The organism is Streptococcus oralis (assembly GCF_023109005.1).
Taxonomy (GTDB): domain Bacteria; phylum Bacillota; class Bacilli; order Lactobacillales; family Streptococcaceae; genus Streptococcus; species Streptococcus oralis_BU.
In genome coordinates, this window is sequence record NZ_JALDTU010000001.1 from 210,090 (window position 1) to 229,511 (window position 19,422).

18 protein-coding genes are annotated in these 19,422 nt (G+C 42.8%); 16 read left to right on the plus strand and 2 right to left on the minus strand.

The genetic code is table 11. The features are described 5' to 3' along the window. Positions 1 to 28: 28 nt before the first annotated feature. From rpoC to recA, 8 genes are all read left to right on the plus strand, one after another. The gene (rpoC, locus tag M1F56_RS01035; RefSeq protein WP_247916570.1) at positions 29 to 3,694 is read left to right on the plus strand and encodes a DNA-directed RNA polymerase subunit beta'; all 3,666 of its coding nucleotides are present in this window, start codon (positions 29 to 31) and stop codon (positions 3,692 to 3,694) included. Between the two features lie 108 nt (positions 3,695 to 3,802). Further along, the gene (ndk, locus tag M1F56_RS01040; protein ID WP_247916571.1) at positions 3,803 to 4,222 is read left to right on the plus strand and encodes a nucleoside-diphosphate kinase; all 420 of its coding nucleotides are present in this window, start codon (positions 3,803 to 3,805) and stop codon (positions 4,220 to 4,222) included. Positions 4,223 to 4,358: 136 nt separating this feature from the next. Continuing rightward, complete coding sequence (locus M1F56_RS01045) at positions 4,359 to 4,982, plus strand: hypothetical protein (protein WP_007520749.1); 624 nt, start codon at positions 4,359 to 4,361, stop codon at positions 4,980 to 4,982. Between the two features lie 85 nt (positions 4,983 to 5,067). After that, complete coding sequence (gene tsaE, locus M1F56_RS01050; protein ID WP_247916572.1) at positions 5,068 to 5,511, plus strand: tRNA (adenosine(37)-N6)-threonylcarbamoyltransferase complex ATPase subunit type 1 TsaE; 444 nt, start codon at positions 5,068 to 5,070, stop codon at positions 5,509 to 5,511. After that, a complete protein-coding gene (locus M1F56_RS01055; RefSeq protein ID WP_247916573.1) occupies positions 5,501 to 6,022 on the plus strand; it encodes a GNAT family N-acetyltransferase in 522 nt (173 codons plus the stop codon). Before tsaE ends, M1F56_RS01055 begins: the two co-directional genes overlap by 11 nt. 4 nt (positions 6,023 to 6,026) lie before the next feature. Then, positions 6,027 to 7,067, plus strand: coding sequence for a biofilm formation/cell division transcriptional regulator BrpA (gene brpA, locus M1F56_RS01060; RefSeq protein ID WP_247916574.1), 1,041 nt, complete (start codon positions 6,027 to 6,029; stop codon positions 7,065 to 7,067). A 74-nt stretch (positions 7,068 to 7,141) separates the two neighbouring features. Then, complete coding sequence (locus M1F56_RS01065; RefSeq protein WP_247916575.1) at positions 7,142 to 8,398, plus strand: competence/damage-inducible protein A; 1,257 nt, start codon at positions 7,142 to 7,144, stop codon at positions 8,396 to 8,398. Positions 8,399 to 8,452: 54 nt separating this feature from the next. Next, on the plus strand, positions 8,453 to 9,601 hold the full coding sequence (gene recA / locus M1F56_RS01070) for a recombinase RecA (protein WP_001085446.1): 1,149 nt from the start codon (positions 8,453 to 8,455) through the stop codon (positions 9,599 to 9,601). A 118-nt stretch (positions 9,602 to 9,719) separates the two neighbouring features. Here recA and M1F56_RS01075 read toward each other — a convergent pair whose 3' ends face one another. Then, the gene (locus M1F56_RS01075) at positions 9,720 to 10,274 is read right to left on the minus strand and encodes a GNAT family N-acetyltransferase (protein WP_000060287.1); all 555 of its coding nucleotides are present in this window, start codon (positions 10,272 to 10,274) and stop codon (positions 9,720 to 9,722) included. Between the two features lie 109 nt (positions 10,275 to 10,383). On the opposite strand from M1F56_RS01075, the gene M1F56_RS01080 reads away from it, so the two are divergent. Together M1F56_RS01080 and M1F56_RS01085 are read left to right on the plus strand one after the other, a co-directional pair. After that, positions 10,384 to 11,754, plus strand: a complete 1,371-nt coding sequence (locus tag M1F56_RS01080; RefSeq protein WP_247916576.1) for an MATE family efflux transporter — start codon at positions 10,384 to 10,386, stop codon at positions 11,752 to 11,754. A gap of 96 nt (positions 11,755 to 11,850) precedes the next feature. Continuing rightward, positions 11,851 to 12,567, plus strand: a complete 717-nt coding sequence (locus M1F56_RS01085) for a YebC/PmpR family DNA-binding transcriptional regulator (RefSeq protein WP_000532898.1) — start codon at positions 11,851 to 11,853, stop codon at positions 12,565 to 12,567. Between the two features lie 47 nt (positions 12,568 to 12,614). Here the strand turns inward: M1F56_RS01085 and M1F56_RS01090 are convergent, their stop codons facing one another. Then, positions 12,615 to 13,304 carry a CD20-like domain-containing protein gene (locus tag M1F56_RS01090; protein ID WP_247916577.1) on the minus strand — a complete coding sequence of 230 codons (690 nt, stop codon included), beginning with the start codon at positions 13,302 to 13,304 and terminating at the stop codon, positions 12,615 to 12,617. Positions 13,305 to 13,497: 193 nt separating this feature from the next. On the opposite strand from M1F56_RS01090, the gene M1F56_RS01095 reads away from it, so the two are divergent. The 6 genes from M1F56_RS01095 to M1F56_RS01120 all read left to right on the plus strand — a co-directional run bounded on the left by M1F56_RS01095 (position 13,498) and on the right by M1F56_RS01120 (position 19,302). Beyond that, the gene (locus M1F56_RS01095; RefSeq protein ID WP_247916578.1) at positions 13,498 to 13,959 is read left to right on the plus strand and encodes a MarR family winged helix-turn-helix transcriptional regulator; all 462 of its coding nucleotides are present in this window, start codon (positions 13,498 to 13,500) and stop codon (positions 13,957 to 13,959) included. Continuing rightward, positions 13,943 to 15,712 carry an ABC transporter ATP-binding protein gene (locus M1F56_RS01100; protein ID WP_247916579.1) on the plus strand — a complete coding sequence of 590 codons (1,770 nt, stop codon included), beginning with the start codon at positions 13,943 to 13,945 and terminating at the stop codon, positions 15,710 to 15,712. Before M1F56_RS01095 ends, M1F56_RS01100 begins: the two co-directional genes overlap by 17 nt. Next, the gene (locus M1F56_RS01105) at positions 15,702 to 17,462 is read left to right on the plus strand and encodes an ABC transporter ATP-binding protein (protein WP_247916580.1); all 1,761 of its coding nucleotides are present in this window, start codon (positions 15,702 to 15,704) and stop codon (positions 17,460 to 17,462) included. Before M1F56_RS01100 ends, M1F56_RS01105 begins: the two co-directional genes overlap by 11 nt. 97 nt (positions 17,463 to 17,559) lie before the next feature. Next, complete coding sequence (locus M1F56_RS01110; protein WP_247916581.1) at positions 17,560 to 18,063, plus strand: phosphatase PAP2 family protein; 504 nt, start codon at positions 17,560 to 17,562, stop codon at positions 18,061 to 18,063. 113 nt (positions 18,064 to 18,176) lie between these two features. Then, positions 18,177 to 18,623: a LytTR family DNA-binding domain-containing protein gene (locus M1F56_RS01115; protein WP_000776591.1), complete on the plus strand. Its 447-nt coding sequence runs from the start codon at positions 18,177 to 18,179 to the stop codon at positions 18,621 to 18,623. A 4-nt stretch (positions 18,624 to 18,627) separates the two neighbouring features. Next, a complete protein-coding gene (locus M1F56_RS01120) occupies positions 18,628 to 19,302 on the plus strand; it encodes a LiaF transmembrane domain-containing protein (RefSeq protein WP_247916582.1) in 675 nt (224 codons plus the stop codon). Positions 19,303 to 19,422 lie beyond the last annotated feature (120 nt).

A 19,422-nucleotide genomic window follows, 5' to 3' on the forward strand; every position in this document is an offset into this window, starting at 1 on the left:
TTCACTTAAAATAGAAAGGGAAGAAATAGTGGTTGATGTAAATCGTTTTAAAAGTATGCAAATCACCCTAGCTTCTCCAAGCAAAGTCCGTTCATGGTCTTATGGAGAAGTCAAAAAACCTGAAACAATCAATTACCGTACGTTGAAACCAGAACGTGAAGGACTCTTTGACGAAGTCATCTTTGGTCCTACAAAAGACTGGGAATGTGCTTGTGGTAAGTACAAACGCATTCGTTACAGAGGGATTGTTTGTGACCGTTGTGGGGTTGAAGTAACGCGTACAAAAGTTCGTCGTGAGCGTATGGGGCACATCGAGTTGAAAGCTCCTGTATCTCACATCTGGTATTTCAAGGGGATTCCAAGCCGTATGGGCTTGACCCTTGATATGAGCCCTCGTGCCCTCGAGGAAGTTATCTACTTTGCGGCTTATGTGGTGATTGATCCTAAGGATACACCACTTGAGCACAAGTCTATCATGACAGAGCGCGAATACCGTGAGCGCTTGCGTGAGTATGGCTATGGATCATTCGTTGCCAAGATGGGTGCCGAAGCCATCCAAGACCTTTTGAAACAAGTAGATCTTGAAAAAGAAATTGCTGAACTCAAAGAAGAGTTGAAAACAGCTACTGGACAAAAACGTGTTAAAGCTATCCGTCGTTTGGATGTTTTGGATGCCTTTTACAAGTCTGGGAACAAACCTGAATGGATGGTTCTTAACATCCTCCCAGTTATTCCACCAGATCTCCGTCCAATGTTGCAGTTGGATGGTGGCCGTTTTGCCTCATCTGACTTGAACGACCTTTACCGTCGTGTTATCAACCGTAACAACCGTTTGGCTCGTTTGCTTGAGTTGAATGCACCAGGTATCATCGTTCAAAATGAGAAGCGTATGCTTCAAGAAGCGGTTGATGCTTTGATTGACAATGGTCGTCGTGGTCGTCCGATTACAGGACCAGGTAGCCGTCCACTCAAATCATTGAGCCACATGCTCAAAGGTAAACAAGGACGCTTCCGTCAAAACTTGCTCGGTAAACGTGTTGACTTCTCAGGACGTTCCGTTATCGCCGTTGGTCCAACTCTTAAAATGTACCAATGTGGTGTGCCACGTGAAATGGCGATCGAGCTCTTTAAACCATTCGTTATGCGTGAAATCGTTGCACGTGATATAGTGCAAAACGTCAAAGCTGCTAAACGCTTGGTGGAACGTGGAGATGAACGCATCTGGGATATCCTCGAAGAAGTGATTAAAGAACACCCAGTACTTTTGAACCGCGCACCGACCCTTCACCGTTTGGGTATCCAAGCCTTCGAGCCAGTCTTGATTGATGGTAAGGCTCTTCGCTTGCACCCACTTGTCTGTGAAGCCTACAATGCCGACTTTGACGGGGACCAAATGGCCATCCACGTACCGCTTTCAGAAGAAGCTCAAGCAGAAGCTCGTATCTTGATGCTCGCTGCTGAGCATATCTTGAACCCGAAAGATGGGAAACCAGTTGTTACTCCATCTCAGGACATGGTTTTGGGTAACTACTACTTGACGATGGAAGAAGCTGGTCGTGAAGGTGAAGGAATGGTCTTCAAAGACCGTGACGAAGCTGTCATGGCTTACCGCAATGGCTATGTTCACCTCCACTCACGTGTTGGTATCGCGACAGACAGCCTCAATAAACCATGGACAGAAGAGCAAAAACACAAGGTCTTGCTTACAACAGTTGGTAAAATCCTCTTCAACGACATCATGCCAGAGGGTCTACCTTACTTGCAAGAACCAAATAATGCGAACTTGACAGAAGGGCTCCCAGCTAAGTACTTCTTGCCACTAGGTGGCGATATCAAGGAAGCCATTCGCAACCTTGAACTCAATCCTCCATTCAAGAAGAAAAACCTTGGAAATATCATCGCTGAGATTTTCAAACGTTTCCGTACAACAGAAACTTCTGCATTCTTGGACCGATTGAAAGACTTAGGCTACCATCATTCAACACTTGCTGGATTGACAGTGGGGATTGCTGATATCCCAGTGGTTGAAGACAAGGCTGAAATCATCGAAGAATCTCATAAGCGTGTAGAACAAATCACAAAACAGTTCCGTCGTGGTTTGATCACTGATGATGAACGTTACAATGCTGTTACAGCTGAATGGCGTGCAGCTCGTGAGAAATTGGAAAAACGCTTGGTCGATAACCAAGATCCGAAGAACCCAATCGTTATGATGATGGACTCAGGAGCTCGTGGTAACATCTCGAACTTCTCACAACTTGCCGGTATGCGTGGTCTGATGGCCGCTCCGAACGGACGTATCATGGAATTGCCAATTCTTTCAAACTTCCGCGAAGGTTTGTCAGTACTTGAAATGTTCTTCTCAACTCACGGTGCCCGTAAAGGTATGACCGATACGGCCCTTAAGACAGCCGACTCAGGTTATTTGACTCGTCGTTTGGTTGACGTTGCCCAAGACGTTATCATCCGTGAGGACGACTGTGGAACAGACCGTGGTCTCTTGATCCGCTCTATCGCGGAAGGAAAAGAGATGATCGAGTCTCTCGAAGAACGTCTCAATGGTCGTTACACTAAGAAAACTGTTAAACACCCAGAAACTGGCGAAGTTATCATTGGTCCAAATGAGTTAATCACAGAAGACAAGGCGCGCGAGATTGTCAATGCTGGTGTGGAAGAAGTGACTATCCGTTCCGTATTTACATGTAACACTCGTCATGGTGTTTGCCGTCACTGTTACGGTATCAACTTGGCGACTGGTGATGCGGTTGAAGTTGGTGAAGCAGTTGGTACAATCGCTGCCCAATCTATCGGGGAACCTGGTACACAGCTTACAATGCGTACCTTCCACACGGGTGGGGTTGCCTCAAATACCGATATCACTCAAGGTCTTCCTCGTGTCCAAGAAATCTTTGAAGCCCGCAATCCAAAAGGGGAAGCGGTTATTACAGAGGTCAAAGGACAAGTTACAGCTATCGAAGAAGATGCTTCAACTCGTACTAAGAAAGTCTTTGTTAAGGGTGAAACTGGCGCAGGTGAATATGTCGTTCCGTTTACAGCACGTATGCGTGTTGAAGTTGGAGACCAAGTTTCTCGTGGTGCAGCATTGACAGAGGGTTCTATCCAACCAAAACATCTCCTTGCTGTTCGTGATGTCTTGTCAGTTGAAACTTACCTTCTCGGTGAAGTCCAAAAAGTTTACCGTAGCCAAGGGGTAGAAATCGGTGACAAACACATTGAGGTTATGGTTCGTCAAATGATCCGTAAAGTTCGTGTCATGGATCCAGGTGATACAGATCTTCTCATGGGTACCCTTTTAGACATCAACGATTTTACAGATGCGAACAAAGATGTCCTTATCGCCGGTGGAGTTCCAGCGACTGGTCGCCCAGTCCTTATGGGAATCACCAAAGCCTCACTTGAAACAAACAGTTTCTTGTCAGCGGCTTCCTTCCAGGAAACAACTCGTGTCCTTACAGATGCAGCCATCCGTGGTAAGAAAGACCATCTCCTTGGACTCAAGGAAAATGTTATCATCGGTAAGATCATCCCAGCAGGTACTGGTATGGCTCGCTACCGTAACCTTGAACCACAGGCAATTAATGACGCAGAATATCTGGCTCCTGAACAAGAAGATACAGAACTTGCTCCAGTAGATGAAACTGTGGAAATCCAATCTGAAGAAACTGTAGAATAAAAGCAAATAAGAGAACCTTCGGGTTCTCTTTGCTTTGTTTCAGAAAATTTTCCCGCTTTTTCATAAAGTATGGTAGAATAGAAGAACTAAAATGACAAGGGGATTTATATGGAACAAACATTCTTTATCATTAAGCCAGATGGTGTGAAGAGAGGTCTAGTTGGTGAGATTTTGAAAAGAATTGAGCGACGTGGTTTCAAACTCGAAAAATTAGAGTTACGTTCAACCGTTTCAGAAGATTTGATTGACCAACACTATTGCGACTTGGTTGAAAAAAGTTTTTATCCTCCTATCCGCCAATTTATGACCTCGGGTCCAATAATTGTGGGAATCATTTCAGGACCCAAGGTAATTGAAAGCTGGCGTGACATGATGGGGGCCACTCGTCCAGAAGAGGCTCTTCCGGGGACCATCCGGGGAGATTTTGCTAAGGCAGCAGGAGAAAATCAAGCCATTCAAAACGTGGTACATGGATCAGATTCAGAAGAGTCAGCTAAACGAGAAATCGCCCTCTGGTTTAAGGATTAGATTAGAAGAGAGCAGTTCTGTGAATGACAGAACTGTTTTTTGTACCGTTCAGCGTCCTAATGTGACATTTTGGAAGTCATTTATCATTTTCTAATCCTGCCAGAGTATAATTTCTTATATGGAGGAAGAAAAGGAAATGATGAAATCAATTCGTGTTTTATTATTATTAGCTGTTGCTCAAATTTTATTTGGAAGTTGTTTATTGTGGAAGGAATCATTTTTATCCTTAAGAGAAGGAAATGTCTATTTTTTAATTCTCATAGTGGGAGTTTCTGGTTTTTGTGCTGGGATTAATTACTTCCATACCTTGGGTCAGAAAAGTCATAGTATTTTGCGTGTTCAAAAGAAAGTAAGTCTTGTTTATAGCCTTCTTTTAGTAGTCAATCTTCTGGCAACCTGTCTGGTTCTCACAGAAAGCATCCAAACTACTAGCAAATTGCAGCAGGATCTGGTTGACCTATTTCTGCCTTCATTCTTTTTCTTGCTGGGAGTAGATTTATGGATTTTCTTACCTTTTGATAAATATATTCGGGATATGGACAACCATCTCAACAAGAAGAGAACGGTTGTGATTTCCGTTTTAGGCACGATTATTTTCTTAAGAAATCCCGTAACAATCTCCTCCATTCTCCTTTATATCGGTCTTGGTTTTTTATGTGCGCGTTTCCTCTTTCCAAAATCCGTGCAAAGGGAAATTTCATTTTACGGACATGTGATTCGCGATGTTTTATTTGTTATTTGTATTTTTACCTTTTTCTAAGAAAGGAAAGGAGAACTATAAATTTAGCATAGTAAGTCTATAAAGAAAATTCACACAAAAGAAAACTTTTTGGTATAATAGTAACATGTACACAAAAAATGAAGAAGAGCTTCTAGCTCTCGGAGAAAGATTAGGTCATTTGCTTCAAAAAGACGATGTTCTGATCTTGACGGGAGAGTTGGGTGCGGGAAAAACAACCTTTACAAAAGGCCTTGCCAAGGGTTTGGATATCCGTCAGATGATTAAAAGTCCAACTTATACCATTGTCAGAGAGTATGAAGGGCGTCTGCCGCTTTACCATTTGGATGTCTACCGTATCGAAGGAGACGCTGATTCTATTGACTTGGATGAGTTTCTCTTTGGTGGCGGTGTGACTGTTATTGAGTGGGGGCATCTTTTGGGTGAGGATTTACCAGATTCCTATTTGGAATTGGAAATTTTGAAAGAAGCTGAGGGTCGTTGTCTTCGTTTTACGGCTCATGGCCCTCGGGCTGAACAACTCATCAAGGAGCTTCAGGATGGAGTATGAGTTGTGCATTCGTGAGGCAGAGACTTCAGATGCTACAACTTTGATTGCATTTTTAGATTGTGTCGGTCAAGAGACAGACCTCACTAGCCTAGATGAAAATGGCATCATGATGACAGCTTCTGAAATGGCTCTTTTTATCGAAAAACAAGCTGCATCGGAGAATCAAATTACCCTCCTCGCCTTGCTGAATGATGAGATTGCAGGAGTCTTAAATATCACAGCGGATCAACATTTAAGGGTTCGGCATATTGGAGATGTTTTTTTAGCGGTTCGAAAGAAATTCTGGAACCAAGGATTGGCGACTATTCTTCTAGAAGAAGGCATCGAGTGGGCTAAAGCCAGTGGCGTCTTGCGTCGCTTGCAACTCAGTGTACAAAAACGAAATGAGGTTGCTATCCACCTCTATTCAAAAATGGGATTTATCACAGAAGGCTTGCAAGAAACAGGAGCCTATTTAGCAGAAGGGATATTTTTAGATGTTTGTCTGATGGGCAAATTGATAGATGAATAACGAGATGATCAAAAAATTAATTGGAATGGTGCTAGGTTTCCTGGCCGTAACAGTTGTAGGTGTAGGAATTTATGCCTACACAATCTATCAGCAGGGGACTGCAACCCTGAGTCAAAAAACTTACAAAAAAATCGGTGAAGAAACCAACGTTATCGAAGCAACTGAGCCTTTAACGATTCTCCTAATGGGGGTAGATACGGGAAATTCGGAACGTACAGATCCGTGGGCAGGGAATAGTGATTCCATGATTCTCTTGACGGTTAATCCAAAAACAAAGAAAACCACTATGATGAGTTTGGAACGGGATATTCTGACCAAGATTGAGAGTGGAAATGGCCAAGTTCAGGAAGCCAAACTCAATGCGGCCTATGCCAATGGCGGTGCGGAGCTTGCAATTTCTACTATTCAAAAGATGATGAATATCCACATTGACCGCTATGTAATGGTCAACATGCAAGGCCTTCAACAATTGGTGGATGCAGTTGGTGGAATCACTGTTAACAATACACTTGGTTTTCCAATTTCCATCACTGACCAAGAAGAGTTTAATAAGATTTCCATTGGTGTTGGGGAACAAAACTTGAATGGTGAGGAAGCCTTGGTGTATTCACGGATGCGTTACCAAGATCCTGAAGGAGACTATGGACGTCAAAAACGTCAACGTGAAGTCATTCAAAAAATCGTTGAGAAGGTTTTGAGTCTGAACAGTGTGAGTCATTATCAAGGGATTTTAAAAGCTTTGAGTGACAACATGCAGACCAATGTGGATTTATCAGCTAAGAGCATTCCACAATTGCTCGGCTATCAAGATTCTTTCAAGAATATCGAAACGCATCAATTGCGTGGGGAAGATGCTGAGCTACAGGGAATTTCTTATCAGATTGTCACTTCAGAACATATGCTCGAAATGCAAAATCTCTTGCGTAGTTCACTAGGTAAAGAGCCAGTGACAGAATTGGAAACCAATGCGGTACTGTACGAAACAGCCTTTGGCTGGACAGCGCCTTCAACCAGTACTAGTATTTCAAACGAAGAGGTAGAATAAAACAAAGAATCAAATCGTGGGAAATTTCCTGCGATTTTTTCAAAAAAAATTCGAATAGATAAGTAGGAGGAAACATGAAAGCAGAAATTATTGCTGTTGGAACAGAAATTTTAACAGGGCAGATCGTCAATACCAATGCTCAGTTTTTATCAGAGAAGCTAGCAGAAATCGGGGTAGATGTCTATTTCCAAACAGCTGTCGGAGACAATGAAGCTCGTCTTTTGTCCTTGCTTGAGATTGCGAGTCAACGTAGTAATCTTGTGATTTTGACAGGGGGCTTGGGACCAACTGAGGATGATTTGACCAAACAAACTCTGGCTAAATTTTTAGGAAAAGATCTAGTGTTTGACTCTCAAGCACAAGAGAAACTGGATATTTTCTTTGCTCATAGACCTGACTATGCTCGGACACCGAATAATGAGCGCCAAGCCCAAATTGTAGAAGGGGCGACTCCACTGCCAAATGAGACAGGTTTAGCAGTAGGAGGGGTGTCGGAAGTGGATGGCGTAACCTACGTGGTCCTTCCAGGACCGCCAAGTGAGTTGAAACCCATGGTCTTAAATCAACTCTTGTCCAAGCTGATGACTGGCACCAAACTGTATTCACGAGTGCTCCGTTTCTTTGGAATTGGGGAGAGTCAGTTGGTGACCATTTTGGCGGATTTGATTGACCATCAAACCGATCCGACTTTGGCGCCGTATGCCAAAACAGGAGAAGTGACCTTGCGCTTATCTACAAAAGCAGTCAGTCAAAAAAAGGCTGATCCAGCACTGGACATCCTAGAAAATCAAATCTTGAGTCGCCAGACTTTTGAGGGAATTTCTCTACGAGACATCTGTTATGGATATGGGGAAGAAACCAGCCTCGCGAGTGTCGTTGTAGAAGAGCTAAAGAAGAGACAGAAAAGCATTACTGCGGCAGAAAGCTTGACGGCAGGTCTCTTTCAAGCTACTTTAGCAGACTTTTCAGGTGTTTCAGCTATCTTTAATGGCGGTTTTGTCACTTACAGCCTAGAAGAAAAGTCCAAGATGTTGGATATTTCCGAGCAAGAGCTAAAAGAACACGGGGTCGTTTCTGAGTTTACGGCTCGAAAAATGGCAGAGCTGGCACGGCTCAAGACTCAGTCTGATTATGGAGTCAGTCTGACAGGTGTAGCTGGGCCAGATAGTCTAGAGGGTCATCCCGCCGGCACAGTTTTTATTGGACTGGCACATGCAAAAGGGACAGAGGTGATCAAGACTAATATCGCAGGACGGAGTCGAGCAGATGTTCGACATATTGCGGTCATGCATGCCTTTAACCTAGTTCGCAAGGCTTTATTAAGTGACTAAATTTTGGTATAATGAAAGATAGGTCTAAGGACCAGTAGAATATAGGAGAACAGAATGGCGAAAAAACCAAAAAAATTAGATGAAATTTCAAAAAAGTTTGGAGCGGATCGTGAAAAGGCCTTGAACGATGCTCTTAAATTGATTGAAAAAGACTTTGGTAAAGGCTCAATCATGCGCTTGGGTGAGCGCGCGGAGCAAAAAGTTCAAGTGATGAGCTCAGGGTCCTTGGCTCTGGACATTGCTCTTGGTTCAGGTGGCTATCCTAAAGGACGTATCATCGAAATCTATGGACCAGAATCATCTGGTAAGACAACGGTTGCCCTTCACGCTGTTGCGCAAGCACAGAAAGAAGGCGGTATTGCAGCCTTTATCGATGCGGAACATGCTCTTGACCCAGCCTATGCTGCAGCCCTTGGTGTGAACATTGACGAATTGCTCTTGTCACAACCAGACTCAGGTGAGCAAGGTCTTGAAATTGCTGGAAAATTGATTGACTCAGGTGCAGTTGACCTTGTTGTTATTGACTCAGTTGCGGCTCTTGTACCTCGTGCAGAAATTGATGGGGATATTGGAGATAGTCACGTTGGTTTGCAAGCTCGTATGATGAGCCAGGCCATGCGTAAACTCGGAGCTTCTATCAATAAAACCAAAACAATTGCCATCTTTATCAACCAATTGCGTGAAAAAGTTGGGGTCATGTTTGGGAATCCAGAAACAACACCTGGTGGACGTGCTTTGAAATTCTACGCTTCAGTCCGTTTGGATGTTCGTGGAAGCACACAAATCAAGGGAACTGGTGACCAAAAAGATACCAATGTCGGTAAGGAAACCAAGATCAAGGTCGTGAAAAACAAGGTGGCTCCACCATTTAAGGAAGCCTTTGTTGAAATCATGTACGGAGAAGGGATTTCTAAGACTGGTGAGCTCTTGAAGATCGCAAGTGATCTCGATATTATCCAAAAAGCGGGAGCATGGTACTCTTACAAGGGTGAAAAAATCGGGCAAGGATCTGAAAATGCTAAGAAATACTTGGCGGATCACCCAGAGATTTTTGATGAGATCGACCATCAGGTTCGTGTTCAATACGGTTTGATTGAAGATGAAGAAGGAACCACTTCTACTTCTGCCGCTGAAGATTTGGCACCTAACCAAGAAGTGACGCTTGACCTAGGCGATGGACTTGAAATCGAAATTGAAGATTAAAGATAAAACTAGGGAAAGCTTTCAAAATCATAAAAACGCATAATATCAGGTATTCAGAACCTTGATATTATGCGTTTTATTGTGAAAAAGTTCGTTAGACTTCTCTTCCTTGAAACAACTAATGGTCACTAAAGCGTCTGTATTTGATGTGAAAGTCAAAATAATGTTCATCTTGTAATTTTTGGAAGATGTCGCGATAGGCTTCCTCGTCGAAATGGTCACCGCGGTAGAGAATTTCAAAACTCAAGCCATCATACTCTAGAAAAGCGTTAGCTGTTTTAAAGCCATTTTGTTGATAGAAGCTCATACGAGCTTTTCTTTGTTCCAAGTTATCGCATTCTTCATCCAATCGCTCCACTTCAAGCAACATGGTCCGCTGGTAAAAATCAGTTAGTTTGTCTATAATTTCCTTCCCATACCCGTGACTTCTTAAGTGAGGCATGATGGCAAAAAAGCTAATATAGAAGGCCTTTTGGTTGGAGATGGCAAAAGCAAAGCCAACAAATTCTTCTTCGTTATAAAAAGCAAAAAAGTGGGCGTCATCTCGGTCCTGATAGCGCAAAAACTCAGAAAGAGGGACTCGTTCCTCCTCGGGGAAAGCTTCGTTATTTAGCTTTTCAACTTTATCAAGATCTGGAAACACATCGGTTATTAATTGACTGGTCAAACTCATAAATGACCTCCTTTTCTTGATTATAGCAAATTGTCTCTCTGTAAGCAATTGATTTCAGGATTCGTTAAAGAATCTTGTCGGTCCTCTGGAAAGCTGATATAATATCTTTATGAATAAAAAACGAACAGTGGACCTGATTCATGGCTCCATTCTTCCCTCACTTTTGAGCTTCGCCCTTCCAATTCTGTTGTCCAATATCTTCCAACAACTATATAATACAGCTGACGTCTTGATTGTAGGGCGGTTCCTTGGACAAGAATCCCTAGCAGCAGTAGGAGCAACGACGGCTATCTTTGATCTGATTATCGGCTTTGCCCTCGGAGTTGGAAATGGGATGGGAGTTGTCATCGCTCGTCTTTACGGTGCTCGTAATTTTGCTAAGATTAAAGAAGCTGTTGCAGCAACTTGGATTCTGGGTGCCATCCTGAGTGCTCTTGTCATGCTGATAGGCTTCTTCGGTCTTTATCCACTCTTGCAATATTTAGAGACACCTGTAGAAATCCTTCCTCAATCCTATGAGTACATCTCCATGATTGTTACCTGTGTAGGGGTTAGTTTTGCTTACAATCTTTTTGCAGGCTTACTGCGCTCGATTGGCGATAGCCTTGCGGCTCTTGCTTTTCTTATCTTTTCAGCTATCGTTAATGTGATCTTGGATTTATATTTTATTACGCAACTGCATCTGGGAGTTCAGTCTGCGGGTCTTGCAACCATTATCTCGCAGGGTTTGTCAGCAATCCTCTGTTATTCTTATATTCGTAAGAGTGTTCCAGAGCTTCTTCCGGGTCTCAAACATTTCAAATGGAATAAGGCTCTCTATGTGGATCTCTTGGAGCAGGGACTAGCCATGGGTCTGATGGGGTCAATCGTCTCTATCGGTAGTGTCATTTTGCAATCCTCTGTCAATAGTTTTGGTGCAGTCATTATCAGTGCTCAAACGGCAGCACGGCGAATCATGGCCTTTGCCTTATTACCAATGACAGCTATTTCAGCATCGATGACGACTTTTATCTCTCAAAACTTTGGAGCGAAACGTCCCGAACGTATTGTCCAAGGTCTTCGTTTAGGGAGCTATTTGAGTATGTCTTGGGCAGCCCTTGCCTGTATTTTCCTATTTTTTGCCAGTCCTAGCCTAGTTTCTTTCTTGGCGAGTTCGACAGACAGCTATTTGGTAGAAAACGGGACCTTGTACTTACGTATCAGTTCGGTATTTTATCCATTTTTAAGCCTTTTATTGATTTATAGAAATAGCTTGCAGGGACTAGGCCAAAAACTTTTGCCACTTATATCTAGCTTTATCGAGTTATTTGGGAAAATTATTTTCGTAGCTTGGATTATTCCTTGGACAGGCTATATAGGTGTTATTCTCTGTGAACCGCTACTCTGGGTTGTGATGACTGTCCAACTTTACTTCTCCCTTTCCCGACACCCTTGGATAAAAGAAGGCAAGAAAATCGTGGCAGTCGGAGGGAAAGCCTAGCTTGCTTTGCAAAAGAAAATCCATTTCCTCTAGTGAAAATCAGCTAGACTTGTGTTATAATAAGAAAGATTAAAATGTGAAAAAAGGAGATTCCTAATGGGACGTAAATGGGCCAATATCGTAGCCAAGAAAACGGCTAAAGATGGAGCTAACTCTAAAGTATATGCAAAATTTGGTGTAGAAATCTATGTAGCAGCTAAAAAAGGGGAACCAGATCCAGAATCAAACACTGCTTTGAAATTCGTTATCGATCGTGCTAAACAAGCGCAAGTTCCAAAACACGTTATTGATAAGGCCATCGATAAGGCAAAAGGGAACACAGATGAAACCTTTACAGAAGGACGTTACGAAGGATTTGGACCAAATGGTTCTATGCTGATTGTGGATACCTTGACTTCAAACGTCAACCGTACAGCTGCGAACGTTCGTGCTGCTTTTGGTAAAAATGGCGGAAACATGGGAGCTTCAGGTTCGGTTTCTTACCTCTTTGACAACAAGGGTGTGATCGTATTTGCTGGTGATGATGCGGATGCTATCTTTGAATTGTTGCTTGAAGCAGATATTGATGTGGATGATGTAGAAGCAGAAGAAGGAACAATCACTGTTTACACAGCTCCAACAGACCTTCATAAGGCTATCGTTGCCCTTCGTGAGTCTGGCATCGAAGAATTCCAAGTGACTGAATTGGAAATGATTCCTCAATCAGAAGTTGAGTTGTCAGGTGAAGACCTTGAAACCTTTGAAAAACTTTACAGCGTTCTTGAAGATGACGAGGACGTCCAAAAGATCTACACAAACGTAGATGGATTCTAATAAAAAAGCGAACAGACTTGTTAGCTGTTCGCTTTTTATATTTGAGATTAGATTCTGGAACCAGAATCTCTTTGCTGCTGGCTTTCTCCTAGGCCTACAGCTATTTTATGAACTAGTAAGAGTTGACCATTGTCCTGTTTTGCAAAAGTTAAGGTAACAGTCTTGATATTGTCACCAATAGAGATATAGGTGACTTTTCTCGTATCGTATCCCCCAATAGTGGAATCAAACTCGGAGTCTGGCAGTCCGTGTTTTTTGATAATATCCTTGTAATTGGTACCACCTTTTCCTTTGTTATCAAGGTCACCTTCGATTAAAGCGTCGAACTGTTCTTGGGTCCAAGTGAAGGTATCGTCTTCTTCCTCCTCTTCAGGGAGTGAATCAATGGTATCATCTGTCAAGTCGCGTTCCATTGAGGAGCTAGCTTCTCTATAGGAACGGTTAAACTCTCTGACAAACTCTTTGTAGACATTAGCATACAACATTTGGGCCGTAAGGAAGAGTATAATAGAAGCAATTGACAAGGATGTTCCGATAATGGCCATTGTTTTCCGTTTTTTGAGATTGGCAATAAGTCCGATAATACCTAAGATCAAAGCGACAATAGCGATGAAAAACGATAGATAGTTAATAAACGGGATCCAAGATCCTAAAAGTGCGATGGCTCCAAAAATGGTTGCTAAAATCCCTAAAACTTTTTGTTCTTCTGGTTTCATTTGAACGTTTTCTCCCTTCATCAAGTGAATGGATTCCTATCCACGGTAGCTAGTGCTTATTATAGAGAAAATATTCTCCAATGTCAATTCAGACTAAAATAGTTCTCTAGGAAACTTTTTTCTTGACATCCCTTCTGAAAGTGATAAAATAGTTCTCTAGGAAACTTAATTAGTTCTCCTGAGAACTATATTCAATCGTGAGAAAGGAGCAATCATGGACAAGCCGATGTTGATTTTTAAACGCTTTGGGCACCAGGTTCACCTGATGGTACAGAAAGAAGCTAAGCGATGTGGCATTGAATTTATGGGTGGACCGCAAGGGCAGGTTCTGCGTTTTTTAGATCATTGTGAACAAAAAGAGGAACTGGTCCTGATTAAGGATATCGAGCAGGAACTCAATATTACTAAATCTGTGGCGAGTAATTTGGTCAAGCGCATGGTACAAAATGGTTTGGTCGAGTTAGAGGCGAGCCCCAGCGATAAGCGGGCAAAATTTGTTCACCTGACGGAGAAATCGCGTTCGCAGATGCAAAAAGTTAAAGCTTTTTTTGATCGGATTGATCAGAGTCTGCTAGAGGGTGTTTCAAAGTCAGACTTGGCAATCTTTGAAAAGGTACTCGGGCAATTGCAAGAAAATGTTGAGAAGATAGGAGGAGATAATGAAGAAACTTGCTAAACGTATTACAGGAAAAGAGTGGGGGATGATCCTACTCACTGTTCTTTTCACTTGTTTCTCGGTCTATCTCGAGTTAGAAGTGCCGACCTATATTTCAGAAATAACAGAATTGATTGGAACACCGGGTACGGAGTTAGGACAACTATGGTCTCCTGCTGCTAAGATGATGGGCTTATCTCTCCTAGCCTTTCTGTCTTCTGTAACAGTTGGATTTTTTGCTTCTCGTGTTGCAGCGTCTTACACGACTCACTTGCGAAGAGATATTTTTAATCGTGTTCTAGATTTTTCGCAAACGGAAATCAAACGTTTTTCAATCCCCAGTCTTTTGACTCGAACGACCAATGATATTACGCAGGTTCAGATGCTCTTTACTATGGGCTTACAGGTAGTGACTCGTGGGCCTATCATGGCCATCTGGGCCATTGGAAAAATCCTTGGGAAGTCGGAATACTGGCTCTGGGCAGTAGTGGTGGCCGTCATTGTCAATGTCTTGATGACCACTGTTCTCATTACTCTAGCTTTTCCAAAACAATCTGTCATTCAAAAATTGACAGATAAACTCAATAGCATCACTCGCGAAAGTTTGACTGGGATTCGGGTTGTTCGTGCTTATAATGCCGAGGATTACCAAGATAAGAAATTTGAAGAAGCCAATGATGAGGTGACTCGTCTCAATCTCTTTGTCAATCGATTGATGGCGATTATGAACCCTATTATGATGGCGATTTCCAGCGGTTTGACCTTAGCCATTTACTGGATTGGTGCCTATATCATCAACGATGCAAGTTTGGCAGAACGTCTGCCACTCTTTAGTGATATGGTGGTCTTCATGTCCTATGCTATGCAGGTCGTGATGGGCTTCCTTCTCATGGGAGCACTCTTTATCGTTCTTCCTCGTACCTTGGTTTCTGCAGGACGTATCAATCAAGTATTGGATTTGCATTCTTCTATTGAAAATCCTAGTCATGCACAGACAGTGGACCCTTCAGTTCAAGGACAAGTGGAATTTCATGATGTGACTTTCCGCTACTCTAAAAACTCTGAAGCAGTCGTGGAACATGTCACTTTCAAAGCAGAAGCGGGTCAAACTGTGGCCTTTATCGGTTCAACTGGTTCTGGTAAATCTACTCTGGTCAACCTACTACCTCGTTTTTACGATGTATCCGCGGGAGAAATTCTAGTAGATGGTGTTAATGTGCAAGATTACGACTTGGTAGACTTGCGCAATAAGGTTGGCTATATTCCGCAGAAAGCAGTCCTCTTCTCAGGAGATGTTAAGGGCAATCTAGATTTTGGTAAGAGCAAAGAAACTCCTCTAAGCGAAGCTGCTATATGGCAAGCTCTGGAATTAGCCCAGTCTAAAAACTTTATCGAGGATAAGGAAGCAGGTCTGGCCTCTGAAGTAGCCCAAGGCGGAACCAACTTCTCAGGAGGTCAAAGACAGCGTTTGGCCATTGCGCGTGCCTTGGCTCGTAAGCCAGAGATTCTTATCTTTGATGACTCTTTCTCAGCCTTGGACTACAAGACAGACCGGATCTTGCGCCAAGAGCTAGCAGAGAAAACAAAATCTATGACCAAGCTCATCGTAGCACAGCGGATTTCTACCATCATGGATGCCGACCTGATCTTAGTATTGGATCAAGGTAAAGTCGTGGGGCAAGGCACCCACAAGGAACTTCTAGCTACCAATGAAGTCTACCAAGAAATTGCCTACTCACAACTATCGAAGGAGGAATTGGAACATGGAAAATAAGAAAATGTCTTTTTGGAAACACTCTAAACCTTTTCTAGCAGGTCTCCAACTTCCCCTACTAGTAGCGGTTGTAGCAGCTGTATGTTCAAGCATCATCACGGTTTATGGACCGACTAAGATAAAAGAAATCACCAACTTAATCTCAGATGGTTTGATGACGGGAATTGACCTAGAGGCTGTTTCAAGTATTGCTAGCTTTTTAGTGATTCTCTATGTACTTGGTGCTATCCTTAACTATACACAGGCCTATATCTTTTCAACAAGTATCCAACATTTTTCAAAACGCTTGCGGACGGCAATTGCTGAAAAAATCAATCGTTTGCCCCTTGGCTATTTTGATCGTCATTCTCAAGGAGATACCCTTTCGCGCGTGACCAATGACGTTGATACGGCCGCTCAATCTCTCAATCAAAGTTTGGGAACAGTACTCTCAGCTAGCTTCTTGTTGATTGCTGTTTTGGTGACCATGTTTAGCATGAACTGGATTTTAGCTCTGGTAACGGTTGTTTCTACGCTTGTTGGTTTTGCGGCAGTTTCCGTAATTATGGCTAAGTCACAAGGGTACTTTAGAGCTCAGCAAAACAACTTGGCGGCTGTCAATGGTTATGTAGAAGAAATGTATTCGGGACACAATGTTGTAACGAGCTACAACGCAGTAGACACCTCTAAAGCGAAATTTGCAGGTTTAAACCAAGACTTGCATGATAGTATATGGAAATCTCAGTTTATCTCTGGTATCATGATGCCAGCCATGTTCTTTGTTGGGAATTTTAGCTATGTTTTGGTCATCATCGTTGGGGCCGCGCTTGCTCTAGAAGGGCATATCACTATAGGGATTATTGTAGCCTTTATGGTTTACGTACGGACCTTCTCCCAACCCCTGTCACAGATTGCCCAAGGGATTACCAGCTTGCAACAAGCCAGTGCAGCCATGGGACGTGTCTTTGAATTTCTAGGTGAAGCTGAGATGCAGGATGAATCCCATAAGGAAAGACAATTGACTGGCATGAGGGGAGAAGTGGTCTTTGATCGCGTATCCTTTGGCTATACACCAGAACGCACCATCATCCATGACTTTTCTGCGACAGCTCATGCAGGCCAAAAGGTCGCTATCGTTGGGCCAACTGGGGCTGGTAAGACAACCATTGTCAATCTTTTGATGAAGTCCTATGAGATAGATAAGGGAAGTATCCGCATCGATGGTGTGGATACCAAGGATATGAAGCGTTCGGAAGTACACGATGCCTTTTCAATGGTCTTGCAGGATACTTGGCTCTTTGAAGGAACGATTCGAGAGAACCTGATATATAATCAGACAGACATCAGTGATGAACGAATGATGGAAGCCAGCAAGGCTGTGGGAATCCACCACTTTATCATGACTTTGCCAGACGGTTACGACACTATCTTGGACGATACAGTGACTTTGTCTGTCGGACAAAAACAACTCTTAACCATTGCTCGTGCTTTGCTGAAGGATGCACCACTCTTGATTTTGGATGAAGCGACATCCTCAGTTGACACACGTACAGAAGAGTTGATTCAAAAAGCCATGGACCGTTTGATGGAGGGTAGAACCTCCTTTGTCATCGCCCACCGCTTGTCAACTATTCGTAATGCCGACTTGATTCTTGTCATGAAAGATGGCAATATCATCGAACAAGGAAACCATGAGGAGCTGATGGCGCAAGGTGGCTTCTATGCCGACTTGTACAATAGCCAATTTACAGAAGGCGAAGCAGAAGAATAAATCTAAAGAAGGCTTGACGGCCTTCTTTTTCTGCACTATACTAGAAGACAAACGTCTTACCTGTAGACGAAAACAAGGTAATGAATGAGAAGTATAAATGAAAAATTATCAAGAATGGTATCAAAATATCAGCTCCAGACTCACCAGCCATCCCATTCTTTTATTTTTGTTACGCAGTTTTAATCGTTTGATGACAGTAGTTATGCCTCTTGTCTATCTAACCTTGCTAGTCACCACTTACCTGCAACTAGGACTTGGTCAGCAAGTCGGGGTCTATTTGCTTGTCCCTGCTACAGGCTTTGTGATCTTGTCCCTTTTTCGTAAGAAAATCAATCACCCGCGACCTTATGAAACTTGGGACATCGCACCCTTACTTGACAAGGATAGTTCGGGACAGTCGATGCCCAGTCGCCATGTCTTTTCGGCAACTATCATCTCCATGGCCTGTCTGCATGCTAGTCTACCTGTTGGCTTAGCATGCCTGCTCTTCTCAGCTTTGCTGGGCTTGGTGAGGGTTTTAGGTGGTGTTCATTATCCCAAGGATGTCTTGGTTGGCTATGCTTGTGGTCTCATGTGGGGGCTCCTTTTCTTCCTATTCTGACATGTAAGTTAAGCTAGTCCTACAACCACTTACTGCTTCAAAATGACCACTTGCTTTTTTGCCCTTGTTTTCCTCATTTAGCTTTGATATAGTAGAGTCAGAAAGGAGATGTGATGAAGTTACGAATTGAGATTGACGGCAATTTAGAGGAAACTGAAATTGTCATCAAGACCCCCACTTTGACAGATGAAATTGCAGACTTGCAACGACTCTTGCAAGAGTCAAAGGCTCCGAGGTTGACTTTTTACAAGGGGACAGGTGAATATTATCTAGACCTGTCAGAAATTCTCTTCTTTGAAACAGAAGGAAGCAAGATCTACGCTCATAACCAGAAGGAAGCCTATGAAGTTCGTCTCAAACTTTATGAGTTGGAGTCTATCTTGCCTCGCTATTTTAGTCGAGTTTCCAAGTCGACCATCGCCAACATCCGTCAGATTTACTCAGTGGACAAGTCCTTTTCAGGAACGGGCACCATTTCCTTTTATCAGACGCACAAGGAGGTTCATGTCTCACGGCATTACCAATCCCTCCTAAAAGAAAATCTAAGAAATATGAGGTAAGAACATGAAAAAGAAAGCATTTGGTATTGTTTTATTGGTTTTAGCAGCCTGGATCTTGCTGCAAGGGAATTTTGGAATTCCTTCTTTGGATGGCAAGATATGGCCTTTACTAGGTATTGTTTTTTTTGCTTATAAGTCCATTGAGTCCATCCTTAGACGCCATCTCACTTCGGCAGTTTTTACAGGGTTACTAGCGCTCATCATTGCAAATTACGCTTATGACTTGTTACCAGTTACCAATCATTCTCTCATCTGGGCTAGCATCTTAGCAGTGCTCGGTGTTGGTTATCTGTCGCACTCAAGTAAGTTCTGGAATGAAAAAAAATGGTGGTACGATGGGAAAAAAACAGTCGTCACGGATAAGGAAGTCGCTTTTGGTAGCGGGACCTTCTATAAGCAAGATCAAGATCTCGTAGATGACCAAGTGGAAGTCGCTTTTGGGGATGCTAAAATCTACTATGATAATGCAGAGATGCTAGGTGATTTTGCGACTTTAAATATTGAAGTGGCCTTCGGGAATGCAACCGTCTATGTTCCGCAACACTGGCGTGTCGATTTGAAAGTAGAAACCTCCTTTGGTGCAGCTAAGGCAGATGCTCCTGTAGCGCCAACAAACAAAACCTTGATTATCCGTGGAGAAGTCGCTTTTGGTAAACTTGGAGTTGTTTACGTTAAATAAAAAAAGTCTTCGGTAAGTGTCTAGAGTTTTGGGAAAGTGAAAAATTAAATATCATATACCTTAAGAGAGCGAGAAAATCGCTCTCTTTTTTCGTTGCAAAAATTAAAGAAAGGACGTACA

Excerpts from the sequence above, each read along its gene's own strand:
- ndk (WP_247916571.1), top strand. The coding sequence starts at position 3,803 with ATGGAACAAACATTCTTTATCATTAAGCCAGATGGTGTGAAGAGAGGT.
- M1F56_RS01045 (WP_007520749.1), top strand. The coding sequence starts at position 4,359 with ATGATGAAATCAATTCGTGTTTTATTATTATTAGCTGTTGCTCAAATT.
- tsaE (WP_247916572.1), top strand. The coding sequence starts at position 5,068 with ATGTACACAAAAAATGAAGAAGAGCTTCTAGCTCTCGGAGAAAGATTA.
- M1F56_RS01055 (WP_247916573.1), top strand. The coding sequence starts at position 5,501 with ATGGAGTATGAGTTGTGCATTCGTGAGGCAGAGACTTCAGATGCTACA.
- brpA (WP_247916574.1), top strand. The coding sequence starts at position 6,027 with ATGATCAAAAAATTAATTGGAATGGTGCTAGGTTTCCTGGCCGTAACA.
- M1F56_RS01065 (WP_247916575.1), top strand. The coding sequence starts at position 7,142 with ATGAAAGCAGAAATTATTGCTGTTGGAACAGAAATTTTAACAGGGCAG.
- recA (WP_001085446.1), top strand. The coding sequence starts at position 8,453 with ATGGCGAAAAAACCAAAAAAATTAGATGAAATTTCAAAAAAGTTTGGA.
- M1F56_RS01075 (WP_000060287.1), bottom strand. The coding sequence starts at position 10,274 with ATGAGTTTGACCAGTCAATTAATAACCGATGTGTTTCCAGATCTTGAT.
- M1F56_RS01080 (WP_247916576.1), top strand. The coding sequence starts at position 10,384 with ATGAATAAAAAACGAACAGTGGACCTGATTCATGGCTCCATTCTTCCC.
- M1F56_RS01085 (WP_000532898.1), top strand. The coding sequence starts at position 11,851 with ATGGGACGTAAATGGGCCAATATCGTAGCCAAGAAAACGGCTAAAGAT.
- M1F56_RS01090 (WP_247916577.1), bottom strand. The coding sequence starts at position 13,304 with ATGAAGGGAGAAAACGTTCAAATGAAACCAGAAGAACAAAAAGTTTTA.
- M1F56_RS01095 (WP_247916578.1), top strand. The coding sequence starts at position 13,498 with ATGGACAAGCCGATGTTGATTTTTAAACGCTTTGGGCACCAGGTTCAC.
- M1F56_RS01100 (WP_247916579.1), top strand. The coding sequence starts at position 13,943 with ATGAAGAAACTTGCTAAACGTATTACAGGAAAAGAGTGGGGGATGATC.
- M1F56_RS01105 (WP_247916580.1), top strand. The coding sequence starts at position 15,702 with ATGGAAAATAAGAAAATGTCTTTTTGGAAACACTCTAAACCTTTTCTA.
- M1F56_RS01110 (WP_247916581.1), top strand. The coding sequence starts at position 17,560 with ATGAAAAATTATCAAGAATGGTATCAAAATATCAGCTCCAGACTCACC.
- M1F56_RS01115 (WP_000776591.1), top strand. The coding sequence starts at position 18,177 with ATGAAGTTACGAATTGAGATTGACGGCAATTTAGAGGAAACTGAAATT.
- M1F56_RS01120 (WP_247916582.1), top strand. The coding sequence starts at position 18,628 with ATGAAAAAGAAAGCATTTGGTATTGTTTTATTGGTTTTAGCAGCCTGG.